The organism is Bradyrhizobium sp. PUT101, from assembly GCF_052043945.1.
In the GTDB taxonomy this organism is placed as follows: domain Bacteria; phylum Pseudomonadota; class Alphaproteobacteria; order Rhizobiales; family Xanthobacteraceae; genus Bradyrhizobium.
The window spans coordinates 6530402-6542800 of the sequence record NZ_CP197207.1; the positions used below are offsets into that span (position 1 = coordinate 6530402).

Consider the following 12399-nt stretch of genomic DNA (forward strand, 5'->3'; position numbering starts at 1 on the left):
CCAGCTGCCTTGGATCGATTCCGGATTGCTTCTGCCTTCGCCGAGGGCCTCGGCGGACAAGTTGCTGCGCTCGCAACGACGGCGCCGCAGCGCTCGCCTACTCCGGTGCCGCCCCCACCGGCGGACCGCCGGGCGGGCGATGCAGGAAGGTCAGCGACGCATAGGCGCCGGCCCAGGAGCCGATCGCCGCGAACGCGACATAGAACGCGTTATCGGTGTAGCTGATCACCGCGTAGGAGGAGAGCAGGTACCAGACCGCGCTCCAGTTCGCCGCCGGCACGCGCTTGCGCGCGATCACCGCCGAGGTGAACATCACATAGACCGCGTCGGTGGCCGCCGTTGCGACGAACACGGCGCCTGCGGTGAGGGGATCGATGGCGGCCATTGCATTCCTTCTTGTGCTGATGAATGGTCGCGAAAATTAGAGCATGATCCGGAAAGGTGTGCAGCCGTTTTCCATCGCGACAAACGTGGACCGCGTTTGCGCGGAGATCATGCTCAAGCTTCAAGGGAGGACACCGGCCATGCAAAGCCCCGCCGACATTCTGAAGGGTATCTGGACCTCCGCCGGCGGTGATGCGGCTGCGCTCGATCGCGTGCGGCTGACCGGCACCGAGCCACAAATCCCATCCTCGTTTCGCGTCGCCGTCGCCGGCCAGACGACGATAGCTGCCGCCGGGCTCGCCGCCGCCGAAATCTGGCGACTGCGCAGCGGCGAGGCGCAGGACGTCTCCGTCGACATGCGCCACGCCGTCGCCGAATGTCGTTCCGAGCGCTATTTGCGCGTCGACGACAAGCCGCCCCCGCCGGCCTGGGACGCGATCGCCGGCGTTTACAGGACCGGCGATGGCCGCTTCGTCCGCTGCCACACCAATTTCCCGCATCACCGCGACGCCGTCTGCGAGGTACTCGGCTGCGAGGCGGAGCGCGAGAAGGTGCAGGCGGCGTTGATGCGATGGAAGGGGGAGGATTTCGAGACTGCAGCTTACGCCGCAGGCGGTGTCGTCGCCCTGATGCGATCGTACGACGAATGGTCCGCCTTACCGCAGGCGCGTGCGCTCGCGCAATTGCCGCTAGTCTCGATCGAGAGGATCGGCGAGGCCCCGCCGAAGCCGTGGCCAAAAGGCGATCGTCCGCTCTCAGGTCTTCGTGTGCTCGATCTCTCCCGCGTCATCGCGGGCCCCGTCGCCGGTCGCACGCTCGCCGCGCACGGCGCGGACGTGCTGCTGGTGTCAGGGCCGGAGCTGCCCGCCATTCCCTGGCTCACCATCGACACCGGCTGCGGCAAGCTCACCACTTTCATCGAATTGAAGAGCGAGTTCGGGCGCGCGCAGCTGTGCGAGCTGCTCAAGGACGCCGACATCTTCTCGCAAGGCTATCGCCCGCGTGCGCTTGCCGCCCTCGGCTTCGCGCCGGAGGACGCAGCGCAAATCAATCCCGGCATCGTCTATGTCACGTTGTCGGCGTATGGCCACGCCGGCCCCTGGGCCGAGCGGCGCGGCTTCGACTCGCTGGTGCAGACGACGACCGGCTTCAATCACGCCGAGGGGCAGGCTTCCGGCATCGACGGTCCGAAGGAATTGCCGGCGCAAATCCTCGACCACGCCACCGGCTATCTGATGGCGTTCGGCGCGATGATGGCCAGGTCGCGCCAGGCCCGCGAAGGCGGCAGCTGGCACGTGCGCGTCTCGCTGGCGCAGACCGGACGATGGTTGTGGAATCTCGGTCGGCTCGACAGCGGACTGAATACCCCGGATCTTACGGGCGAGGCCGTACATGCTGCGTTCATCGAAAGCATGCCATCTGGCTTCGGCACGTTGAAAGCGGTGCGTCATTCGGCAGTGCTGTCGAAGACGCCGGCACAATGGAGCCGTCCCGCGATGCCACTCGGCAGTCATCCTGCACAATGGCCTGCGCGAAGCTGACATGAAGCTGACACGTCGCAAAACTTTAACGCAAACCGCAAGGGACCCAGCGTTTTTAAGGTTGTTTGAAATCCCAATTCGGCACTATTAGCGCGACCGATGCGGCAGTCATTTGCCGAGATCGTCGCAGACACGACCGGGCCCCATGGTAGTTGAGAATACCAAGCGATTGCATGCGATTACAAAACAACGGGTGATCGCATCCGTAGTTTTACTCGCTCTTGCCGGTGCGGGCGCCTACGGCTTCCTTTCTTCGGGGTCAAAGCAAAAAAAGCACTCCGAGATCTCCAGCCAGTCGCGCAGGAATGCGCAGGCCTTCACGCCCACGCCGTCCGAATGGGCGACGCTGACGATCGAGCCGGTCAAGGCCAAGAGCTTCCGAGCCGAGTACGTCACCGAGGGCAAGGTCGCGGTCGACGAGGACCGCTCGACGCCGGTGTTCTCGCCCTATGCGGGCCGGGTCACCAAGCTGCTGGCCAAGCCGGGTGAGATGCTGAAGCAAGGTCAACCGCTGTTTACGATAGAGGCCGCCGACACCGTGCAGGCCCAGAACGATTTCATCGCGGCGATGACCTCGCAGAACAAGGCGAAATCGTCGCTCGAGCTTTCCGACATCCAGTTCAAGCGCGCCAAGGACCTCTATGAGGGCCATGCCATTCCGCTGAAGGACTATCAGCAGGCGGAAGCAACCCAGGTCCAGACGCAGAACGACATGCGCTCGTCGGTGACGGCGCTGGAAGCCGCGCGCAACAAGCTGCGTATCCTCGGCTTCACCGACGAGACAATCAAGGCGTTCCAGGACAAGGGCACGATCAATCGGGAGATCACGATCTACTCGCCGATCTCCGGCACGGTCGTGCAGCGCAAGATCGGGCCCGGGCAGTACGTCAATTCCGGCGCCAGCGATCCGGTCTTCGTGATCGGCGATCTCTCCACGGTCTGGCTCACCGCCTTCGTGCGCGAGAGCGACGCAGCCGCGGTGTGCATCGGCCAGGACATCACCGTCAACGTGATGGCGCTGCCGGGCCGTCCGTTCACCGCCAAGATCAACTACGTCGCCGCCGCGATCGACCCCGGCACCCGCCGCCTTATGGTTCGCGCGACCATCGACAACAAGGACGGCCTGCTGAAGCCGGAGATGTTTGCCAACGTCACGATCTATTCGGCCGGCGACCGCGCCGCGCCGGCAGTGCCGAAGCAGGCGTTGATCTATGAAGCCGAGAACGTCCGTATCTGGGTCGCGCGCGAGGACAAGGCGGTCGAGCTGCGCCAGATCAAGATCGGTCGCATCAACGGCAACCTCGTCGAGGTCACCAGCAATCTCAAGCCCGGCGAGCAGATCATCACCAAAGGCAGCCTGTTCATCGACCGCGCGGCCTCCGGCAGCTGATCGACGACCCCAAGAAGTTGAAGACCTGAATGGATCGTCTCGTTGCCCTTGCCGTCAATCGGCGCTTGCTGATGGTCGGCATGTTTGCAGCCGTTCTGATCGGCGGCCTGATCGCGTTCAACCAGCTCAACATCGAGGCCTATCCCGATCCGACCCCGCCGATGGTCGACATCGTGACGCAGAGTTCGGGCTTGTCGGCCGAGGAGATCGAGCGCTACATCACGATCCCGATCGAGACCCAGGTCGCGGGTCTGAAGAACCTCACCACCATCCGCACCATCTCGCTGTACGGCCTCTCCGACGTCAAACTCCAGTTCTCCTTCGCCTACACCTATGACGAGGCGTTGCAGCAGGTGTTGAACCGCCTGGCGCAACTCGCGCCGCTGCCGGGCAACGTGCAGCCGCAAATCTCCCCGCTCAGTCCGATCGGAGAAATCTTCCGTTATCGCCTGGTCGGCCCGCCCAATTACAGCGTGCTCGACCTCAAGACCATCCAGGACTGGATTCTCCAGCGCCGCTTCCGCGCCGTGCCCGGCGTCATCGACGTCACCGGCTGGGGCGGCAGGAGCAAGACCTACGAGCTCCAGGTCGACTTCAACAAACTGGTTGCCAACGGCCTGACCCTGCCGCAATTGCTCCAGGCGGTCGGCAATTCCAACGTCAATGTCGGCGGCAACACCGTCGATATCGGCCAGCAATCGGCCGTGGTGCGCGGCGTCGGCCTGATCCGCTCGATCGACGACCTCGCCAACACCATGGTGGCGCAGACCGGCGGCAATCCGGTGCTGGTCAAGGACGTCGCAACGGTCACCGTCGGCAACAAGCCACGTCTCGGCATCGCCGGCCTCGACGAAACCGACGACATCGTGCAAGGCATCGTCCTGATGCGCCGCGGCGAGCAGAGCTCGCCAACGATCAAGCGCGTCCACCAGCTCGTGCAAACCATCAACAACTCCAGCATCCTGCCGCCCGGCGTGCGCATCGAGCGAATCTACGACCGCGGCGACCTGATCGAGCTCACCACCCACACCGTGCTGCACAACATGGTTGTCGGCATTTTGCTGATCGTGCTGTTGCAGTGGATATTCCTCGGCAATCTCCGCAGCGCGCTGATCGTCGGCGCCACGATTCCGTTCGCGCTGTTCTTCGCCGTGATCATCCTGGTGCTGCGCGGGGAATCGGCAAACCTGTTGTCGGTCGGCGCCATCGATTTCGGCCTGATCGTCGATGCCACCGTCATCATGGTGGAGGCGATCTTCCGTCGCCTGACGCAGACGACGCCGGTCTCGGGATCCGAGCACATGTCGCCCGAGACGCTGTTCGGCATGAGGAGCCATGCCATCCTCAGCGCGGCCGCCGACGTCTCACGCTCGATCTTCTTCGCCGCGGCGATCATCATCGCGGCGTTCCTGCCGCTGTTCACGCTGTCCGGGGTCGAGGGCAACATCTTCGGGCCGATGGCCCGCACCTATGCCTATGCGCTCGCCGGTGGGCTCCTTGCGACCTTCACCGTCACGCCGGCGCTGTCCGCGATCATCCTGCCCGCGCATGTCGAGGAAACCGAGACCAAGCTGATGCTGATCCTGCACCGGTTGTACTCGCCGTTGCTGCATTGGGCGGTCGCCAATCGCAACATCGTCCTCGGCGGTGCGGCCGGCCTCGTGCTGATGACGGTGGCGCTCAGCCGGCTGCTCGGCCTCGAATTCCTGCCGAAGCTGGAGGAGGGCAATCTCTGGATCCGTGCCACGTTGCCGCCGACCATTTCGCTCCAGGAGGGCAACAGCTACGTCAACGAGATGCGCAAGGTGATCCGCGCCCGGCCCGAGGTCGAGTCCGTCGTGTCGCAGCACGGCCGTCCCGATGACGGCACCGACGCTGCCGGCTTCTTCAATGCCGAGTTCTTCGCGCCGCTCAAGCCCGTGAGCCAGTGGCCCGGCACGCGCGACAAGGAAGAGCTGACCGCGCAGCTGCTCAAGCAGCTCGACGACCGCTTTCCCGGCGTCGAGTTCAACTTCTCGCAATATCTCCAGGACAACGTCTCCGAAGCCGTCTCAGGCGTGAAGGGGGAGAACTCGATCAAGCTGTTCGGCAGCGACCTCCAGGCGCTGACCGACACCGCCAACAAGATCAAATCGGTGTTGGCCACCGTACAGGGCGTCACCGACCTCGGCGTGTTCACCTCGCTCGGGCAGCCGACCATCCAGATCGACATCGACCGCGCCAAGGCCGCGCGCTACGGCCTTGCCCCGGGCGACATCAACGCCACCATCAAGGTCGCAATCGGCGGCGACACCGCCGGCGACCTCTATGAGCCCGGAAGCGACCGCCACTTCCCGATCATCGTTCGCCTCGCGCCGGAATACCGCCGGAGTGCCGAGGCGATCCAGAACTTGCGGATCGGCGCGCCGGGGCCGAACGGCATCGTCACGCAGATTCCCCTGAGCGAGGTCGCCACCATCAGCCTCGTTTCCGGCGCGGCCTATATCTATCGCGAGCAGCAGGAGCGCTATCTGCCGATCAAGTTCTCGGTGCGCGAGCGCGATCTCGGCAGCGCCATTCGCGAGGCGCAGGACAAGATCGCCGAGCAGGTGCAGCTGCCGCCGGGCTCGCACATGGAGTGGGTCGGCGAATTCGGCAATCTCCAGGACGCGATCCGGCGGCTTTCGATCGTGGTGCCGATCTCGCTGGCGCTGATCGGCGTGCTGCTCTGGTTCAATTTCGGCTCGATGACCGACACGCTGCTCGCGATGAGCGTGATTCCGATGGCGATCTTCGGCGGCGTGCTGGGGCTCTTGATCACCGGCACCGCTTTCAGCGTCTCCGCCGCGATCGGCTTCATTGCGCTGTTCGGCATCGCCGTGATGGACGGCATCATCATCCTGTCGCAGTTCAACCAGCTCATCGAAGAGGGCATGGACCGCATGAGCGCGGTGGTGCGTACCGGCGAGCTTCAGCTCCGGCCCGTGCTGATGACGTGCGTGGTCGCGGGCGTCGGCCTGTTGCCGGCGGCCCTGTCGGAGGGCATCGGCTCGCAGGTGCAGAAGCCGCTCGCGGTCGTGGTCGTCACCGGCATGATGCTGGCGCCGGTCGTGATCCTGGTGACCCTGCCGGTCCTGATCTCGTTCTTCTCCCGCCGCGCGCGCTGACTGTCAGAACCCGTAGAGCCGCGCCGGATTGTCGACCAGGATCTTCTTGCGCACATCGGCATCCGGCGCCCACACCGGAAGCTGGTTGAGCAGGCGGCCGTCGTCGATCTGATAGAGAGGCGCGATGTCGGTGGGCTTGCGTCCCTCGACGCGGCTGGAATCCGGATGCGGCCAGTCGGTGCCCCAGACGATGCGGTCCGCATTGGCCGCGATCAGCGCGCGAGCATAGGGCACCATGTCCTGATAGTCGGGTGCGAGCTTCGACGAGCGATAGGCGCCGGAGACCTTCACATAGGCCTTGCCGGACTCGACGAGGGCGATCAGGTCGGAAAATCCCGGCTGCTCCAGCCCAAGTGGGGCCTCGAGCCCGCCGAAATGGTCGAACACGGCGGGCACGGGCGACGCGAGCACGAGATCCCTGATCGCGGAGATCATGGCCAGCGTCGTGTAGAGCTGCACATGCCAGCCGCGCGCCTTCACGCGCTCGACGGCTGTGGTGAAGCGAGCGCGGCCAACATTGGGATCATTCATGCTCCCGGTCGCCAGATTGATGCGGATTCCGCGGAAGCCTTCCGCCTGCATCGTGTCGAGCTCTGCTTCCGTGGTCTTGTCGTCGATCACGGCGACCCCGCGCGCGGTCGCACCACGCGCCTTCATGCCGAACAAGGTGGAGGAATTGTCGGTGCCGTAGACGCTCGGCGTCACGATCACCACGCGCTCGATATGCAGCGCCTTGTGCAGCGCCGCCATTTCTTCGGGGCTCGCCGGCTCCGGCGTATAGACGCGCCCCGCGAAGAACGGAAATCTTTCGGGATCGCCGTGAATGTGGGTGTGGCAGTCGCAGGCATGCGCCGGGACGTCGAAATTGATCGGCGTTGCGGGCTGCGCCGCACGGGCGCGGGCTTTGCTGTTCATGGCTACTCCGGCGGCAAGAGAGGCAAGCAGGACGCGCGTCGGCTGTGCATGCCTCTGCCTGTTTCGTTCTTTGGAAATGCTGTTGGGACAGTATCAGATCGGCCGGGTCAGCTGCTGAGCTTGGCTGCATAGCTGCTCAACAAGGTCCGCAAGCGGATGTGAGTCGTCAACGCGCCCGACCGGACGCCGTCAAGACGGCGAGGGAGCAGAGCGCAGGGGACGCTGCGCGTCGGCTGCTATTGCCCCGATGGCGTGCGCAGGCCATGCCAGGCGTCGCGGACCTGGTGGTAATGCACCTCGGGCAGATAGTCCGGCGTGTTCAGGTGCAGCGTCTTGACGTCGAGATGGCCGATGGCGCTGAGCAGCGTGTACGAGGCGATCACGCGGTCGCGTTGCGCGCCGATGAGGCGGGCCTTGGCCTGGATCAAATCGGCTTGCGAGTTCAAGACGTCCACGGTCGTGCGCTGTCCGCCGGCCGCCTCACGCTGCACGCCCTGGAGCGCGACGGTCGCCGCCTTCACCTCGGACTCCGAGGCCGAGACCGCGACCTTCGCGCCTTCATTGGCAACCCAGGCGCTGACCGCCGCCGTGCGCGCCTGGTTGCGCACCTGATCGAGCACGAGCCGGCTCTGTGCCGTGATCTCCTTGGCCTGCCGGGTCTGCGCCGCGGCCTGACCGCCATCATAGATCGGAGCGGTGACGTTGGCGACGATCGAGGCCTGGTCTTCGGCAAGGGTGCCTAGCGTCGGGTCGTTGTTGCGGCTCTTGCTTGCGCTGCCCTGGATGGTGGCGCTCGGCAGCAGCGTGCCTTCGGCGATGCGGATGTTGGTGGAGGCGACATCGACGTCGAAACTTGCGGCCATCACCGCCGGATGCTGGCGGATCGCCATCGTCATGGCGTCCTCGCGGCTCTTCGGCAGATAGCGGTCGACGGCCTCGGCGGCCCGAAGCTGCGACGGCGCATTGCCGACCACCTGCGCATAGATCGCCTGGCTGACGGCGAGCGCGATCTCGGCCGCGTTGAGATCGGCAAGGCCGCGGTTGAGGCGGGCCTCGGCCTGCGCGGTGTCGGTCGGCGTGACATCGCCGGCGTTGAGGCGGCGCTGGGTGACCGACAGTGTTTCGCGCAGGAAGGCGACGTTGGAGCGCTGTGCCTCGACCAGCGACTGGTTGGCGAGCACGTTGGTGTAGGCGGTGACCGCATCGAGCAGGACGCCCTGGCCGACATTGCGCAGCGCCTCGCGTCCCGACTGCACCTGGAGTTCGGCGGCCCGCACGCTGTTGGCGGTGCGGAAACCGTTGAACAGGGTCTGCGTCACAGTGACGCCGATGATCCAGGGTTTCAGGTTGGCGGTCTGGATGGTGTTGTCGGGCAACAGATTGCGCACCGATTGAAGGCCGGCGCTGAGGCTGGCCAGGATCTGCGGCCGGTAGCCGGCAAGCGCCTGCGGCACGTTCTCGTCGGTCGCGCGCTGGCGCGCGCGCTCGGCATTGAGCTGCGGGTTGGTCTGGTAGGCCTTGGCCAGCGCTTCCGGCAGAGCTTCGGCCCAGGCGGCGGAGGGCAGGGCGCACGAGAGCGCCAGCGTGGTCCATGTCGCAAACGCGGGACCCACGCCCGATCGATGCCGCGTCACCCCGCGACCAGCTCTGGCGATACGCCCAATCATATGTTCCCGCGAAATTCCCGGCTGTCCGCCCCCGCCGACGGCGGTCCTCTTAACTGTTAAACCAGCCGAGGTCCCGCAGGCAAACTGCCGCGGGGAAAACCCCCATGAAATCCGTGCTTGTTGCAGCTCCGTCACAGGGTTCCCGCGGGAACGCGGCAGGGCCTTACACCAGCCTTACCGGTTTGCCTTACCGGTTCTTGTTCACCGGCTTGCGCTTCTCGATGAACGCAGCCATGCCCTCGGAGCGGTCCTCGAGCGCAAACGTCGAGTGGAACAGGTTGCGCTCGACGCTCATGCCCTCGGCGAGCGTGGTCTCGAAGGCGCGGTTTACCGCTTCCTTGGCCATCGCGGCCGCAGGGCGCGACATCGCGGCGATCTTCTCGGCTGCCGCCATCACTTCGTCCATCAGCTTGTCAGCGGGTACGATGCGGCTGACGAGGCCCGAGCGCTCGGCTTCCGCCGCATCCATCATCCGGCCGGTGAGGCAGAGATCCATTGCCTTGGACTTGCCGATCGCGCGCGTCAGGCGCTGGGTACCGCCGATACCGGGAATAGTGCCCAGCGTGATCTCGGGCTGGCCGAACTTTGCGGTGTCGGCGGCGATGATGAAATCGCACATCATGGCGAGCTCGCAGCCGCCGCCCAGCGCATAGCCGGCAACCGCCGCGATCGTGGGCTTGCGGCAACGCGCGATGCGATCGCCGCCGATTGCGGCGAAATCCTCGGAGAACATGTCGATGAAGCCCTTGGGCTGCATCTCCTTGATGTCGGCGCCGGCGGCAAAGGCCTTCTCGTTGCCGGTCACGACGATGCAGCCGATGGCGTCAGCGGCCTCGAGATCGTCGACCGCCGCGGCAATCTCGCGGAAGACGCCGAAAGAGAGCGCGTTGAGCATCTTCGGCCGGTTCAGCTTGACGATGCCGACCGCGCCTTTGCTTTCGACGATGATGTGTTCGAACGTGCTCATGCTCCACCCACGCTTTTGATTGGGCAGGCAATGTGCCCGCTGGCGCGGTGGGCTTCAAGGGGCTACAGGCCGCCGGAACGCGACGAAAGGCGCGTTCCGGACGAGGTCCGTCAGGCCGGTACTCGGGCCGGAAATCGGCCGGCAATCACGCCATGAACATCCGCGCGGCGGACGCCAGCGTCAGCAGCGTGCCGACGCCGATGAAGATCTTGCCGATCAGCGAGCTCTGGTCCCAGGCCGAACTCTGCTGGCTGCTTGCCATCACCGGCGCGGGGCGCGGCTGCGCCTCGGTTGCGGCAATCACCGCCTTCTGCGCCGGCGGGTTCTCCTGTTGCACGGCGCGATCGATGTCGTTGAGCTGATCGGGCGCGACGACTTGGCTTTCGGGGGGCGCGACGTTGGTATTGTCGGCTGCAGCCTGGACATTGTCGTTGGCGCGGTTCGTCATCGCCGAGGCGGCCGCAGCAGTCGGCGTATCGGTGGCGAGCTGCGCGTTGGCATTGGCGACCTCCGGCGGCATCTGGCTCGACGTCGGCACCCCATTGCCGGTTTTGTTGTCGTTCTTGCTGTCGTTCCTGGCCTCGTCCGTCCTTGCCGCGGCGCCCTTCCTGTCGGCCTTGTCGTCGGATTTCTGCGCCGTCTTGCTGCTGCCGGTGCGGCGCGAATCATGGCGCCGGTGCTTGGCCGTGTCGGCCTGCTTCTCCGCGCTGTCCGGTTTATTGCCTGCGGCCGAACTCGACGCCGCCTGTGCAATGCCGCCGAACAGCAGGAAAAGCCCGGCCGAGACAATCAGGGCCGCGCGTGCGCTGGCTTTCATCATCTTGACGATCTCCCCAATTCCGCCCGTCCCGGCGACGAACAGAGACCCTGGGGCGTGACGACAGCGGGGCAAAAAATAGGAATCTTCGGGTTAGACCCGGCAAAAACGGGGCAAACTGCTTTGCATTGTTGCCGCCGGATGCGGTACGGGCTGATCGGTGTTATGAGCCGTCGGAGATCTCTGCGGCCGCATTGATCGCGTGGCTTGGCCAGTCATCACGAATTCGTGATCTGATGGATGTCCGCGTAACAAATTGAAAGAGCGGCCGAATTGCATGATGAGGGGCGCGCGTGCGCGGACGTGAGGACGAATGGACCGGCCTGATGCGGTCGGCCATAGCTGGCGATGACGCGGCGTATCGTCGCTTGTTGAAGGCAATCACGCCGGTGCTGCGCGCTGCCGCGAGGCGCGGGTTGGCGCGGGCAGGTCAGCCTCCCGACCAGGCCGAGGATATCGTGCAGGAGATTCTGTTGGCGGTGCATCTGAAGCGGCACACCTGGGACAGCGAAGCCCCCTTCGCGCCCTGGCTGTTTGCGATCGGCCGCAACAAGCTGATCGACACGCTCCGCCGGCGCGGCAAGCGCGTGTTCGTCAACATCGACGACTTTGCCGAGGCGCTGCCGGGCGAGGTGCCGCAGGAGATCGCGTCGGCCGGCGAGGTCGCCGCTCAACTGGGCACGCTGCCGCAGCGTCAGCGCGACGTGCTGCAATCGATCGCGGTCGAGGCCGCCTCGATCAAGGATACGGCGGCAAAGTTATCGATGAGCGAGGGTGCGGTGCGGGTCGCGCTGCATCGCGGACTTGCCGCGCTGACGGCCAAACTGCGGGACCATTAGTCATGGACACCGATCAACTCATTCGCTCGCTCGCAGCCGACAACGCGCACCGCGCTCCACGCGTCGGCGCCGTGCTGACCATGGCGCTGCTGGTGGCCGCGCCCTTTCCGATCCTGTTTTTTGCGACATTCCTCGGCGTGCGCGCCGACGTGATGAGCGCCATGCACAACCCGTTCTTCGACATGAAGTTCGCGGTGACGCTGTCGCTCGCAATCCCCGCGATCATCATCAGCCTGCATTTGTCGCGTCCCGAAGCCCTGTTGCGCGGCTGGGCCTGGCTGCTGCTGCTGCCGGTCGGGCTGCTGGCGGTTGCGATCGGCAGCGAGGCGATGATGGCCCCGGCCATGCCGATGACGATGCGCTTGATGGGCAAGAACTCCAGGATGTGCCTGGTCGCGATCCCTGCGATGTCGCTGCCGCTGCTTGCGGGGGCGCTGTTCGGCCTGCGCCACGGCGCGCCGTCACGCCCCGCGCTCGCCGGAGCGCTCGCCGGGCTGGTGTCGGCCGGCCTCGCCGCGACCCTCTATGCCTCGCACTGCACCGACGACTCGCCCCTGTTCGTCGCGACCTGGTACACGCTCGCGACCGCGGTGGTGACCGCGATCGGCGCGCTGGTGGGATCGAAGGTCCTGCGCTATTAGAGAATGATCGGGAAAAGTGTGCAGCGGTTTTCCGAAAGGGTCATGCCCAAACAATAATCTGAAGCGATGACGATTCATCCTGATCTCATCGC

General features: G+C 65.3%; 10 protein-coding genes. 5 read left to right on the forward strand and 5 right to left on the reverse strand.

Annotation, left to right across the window (positions count from 1 at the left end):
* Window positions 1–97: 97 nt before the first annotated feature.
* The gene (locus ACSHT2_RS31170; RefSeq protein WP_124160822.1) at window positions 98–385 is read right to left on the reverse strand and encodes a hypothetical protein; all 288 of its coding nucleotides are present in this window, start codon (window positions 383–385) and stop codon (window positions 98–100) included.
* Window positions 386–524: 139 nt separating this feature from the next.
* Between ACSHT2_RS31170 and ACSHT2_RS31175 the strand changes: the two genes are divergently transcribed.
* The 3 genes from ACSHT2_RS31175 (at window position 525) to ACSHT2_RS31185 (ending at window position 6461) form a co-directional block, all read left to right on the forward strand.
* The gene (locus tag ACSHT2_RS31175) at window positions 525–1925 is read left to right on the forward strand and encodes a CoA transferase (RefSeq protein ID WP_440638707.1); all 1401 of its coding nucleotides are present in this window, start codon (window positions 525–527) and stop codon (window positions 1923–1925) included.
* A gap of 145 nt (window positions 1926–2070) precedes the next feature.
* A complete protein-coding gene (locus ACSHT2_RS31180; protein WP_440638709.1) occupies window positions 2071–3315 on the forward strand; it encodes an efflux RND transporter periplasmic adaptor subunit in 1245 nt (414 codons plus the stop codon).
* A 29-nt stretch (window positions 3316–3344) separates the two neighbouring features.
* Window positions 3345–6461 carry an efflux RND transporter permease subunit gene (locus tag ACSHT2_RS31185; protein WP_440638711.1) on the forward strand — a complete coding sequence of 1039 codons (3117 nt, stop codon included), beginning with the start codon at window positions 3345–3347 and terminating at the stop codon, window positions 6459–6461.
* 3 nt (window positions 6462–6464) lie between these two features.
* Here ACSHT2_RS31185 and ACSHT2_RS31190 read toward each other — a convergent pair whose 3' ends face one another.
* The 4 genes from ACSHT2_RS31190 to ACSHT2_RS31205 form a co-directional block, all read right to left on the reverse strand.
* Window positions 6465–7376, reverse strand: coding sequence for an amidohydrolase family protein (locus ACSHT2_RS31190; RefSeq protein WP_440638712.1), 912 nt, complete (start codon window positions 7374–7376; stop codon window positions 6465–6467).
* A 236-nt stretch (window positions 7377–7612) separates the two neighbouring features.
* Window positions 7613–9043, reverse strand: coding sequence for a TolC family outer membrane protein (locus tag ACSHT2_RS31195; protein ID WP_440638713.1), 1431 nt, complete (start codon window positions 9041–9043; stop codon window positions 7613–7615).
* Between the two features lie 187 nt (window positions 9044–9230).
* The gene (locus ACSHT2_RS31200) at window positions 9231–10010 is read right to left on the reverse strand and encodes an enoyl-CoA hydratase (RefSeq protein WP_440638715.1); all 780 of its coding nucleotides are present in this window, start codon (window positions 10008–10010) and stop codon (window positions 9231–9233) included.
* A gap of 145 nt (window positions 10011–10155) precedes the next feature.
* Window positions 10156–10830, reverse strand: coding sequence for a hypothetical protein (locus ACSHT2_RS31205; RefSeq protein WP_440638716.1), 675 nt, complete (start codon window positions 10828–10830; stop codon window positions 10156–10158).
* 290 nt (window positions 10831–11120) lie between these two features.
* On the opposite strand from ACSHT2_RS31205, the gene ACSHT2_RS31210 reads away from it, so the two are divergent.
* Window positions 11121–11666 carry a sigma-70 family RNA polymerase sigma factor gene (locus ACSHT2_RS31210; RefSeq protein ID WP_440638717.1) on the forward strand — a complete coding sequence of 182 codons (546 nt, stop codon included), beginning with the start codon at window positions 11121–11123 and terminating at the stop codon, window positions 11664–11666.
* A gap of 2 nt (window positions 11667–11668) precedes the next feature.
* The gene (locus ACSHT2_RS31215; protein WP_440638718.1) at window positions 11669–12307 is read left to right on the forward strand and encodes an NrsF family protein; all 639 of its coding nucleotides are present in this window, start codon (window positions 11669–11671) and stop codon (window positions 12305–12307) included.
* Window positions 12308–12399: the final 92 nt, after the last annotated feature.

What these genes read in the sequence shown, in the direction of transcription:
- ACSHT2_RS31170 (WP_124160822.1), bottom strand. Translation starts at nt 385, where the DNA reads ATGGCCGCCATCGATCCCCTCACCGCAGGCGCCGTGTTCGTCGCAACG.
- ACSHT2_RS31175 (WP_440638707.1), top strand. Translation starts at nt 525, where the DNA reads ATGCAAAGCCCCGCCGACATTCTGAAGGGTATCTGGACCTCCGCCGGC.
- ACSHT2_RS31180 (WP_440638709.1), top strand. Translation starts at nt 2,071, where the DNA reads ATGGTAGTTGAGAATACCAAGCGATTGCATGCGATTACAAAACAACGG.
- ACSHT2_RS31185 (WP_440638711.1), top strand. Translation starts at nt 3,345, where the DNA reads ATGGATCGTCTCGTTGCCCTTGCCGTCAATCGGCGCTTGCTGATGGTC.
- ACSHT2_RS31190 (WP_440638712.1), bottom strand. Translation starts at nt 7,376, where the DNA reads ATGAACAGCAAAGCCCGCGCCCGTGCGGCGCAGCCCGCAACGCCGATC.
- ACSHT2_RS31195 (WP_440638713.1), bottom strand. Translation starts at nt 9,043, where the DNA reads ATGATTGGGCGTATCGCCAGAGCTGGTCGCGGGGTGACGCGGCATCGA.
- ACSHT2_RS31200 (WP_440638715.1), bottom strand. Translation starts at nt 10,010, where the DNA reads ATGAGCACGTTCGAACACATCATCGTCGAAAGCAAAGGCGCGGTCGGC.
- ACSHT2_RS31205 (WP_440638716.1), bottom strand. Translation starts at nt 10,830, where the DNA reads ATGATGAAAGCCAGCGCACGCGCGGCCCTGATTGTCTCGGCCGGGCTT.
- ACSHT2_RS31215 (WP_440638718.1), top strand. Translation starts at nt 11,669, where the DNA reads ATGGACACCGATCAACTCATTCGCTCGCTCGCAGCCGACAACGCGCAC.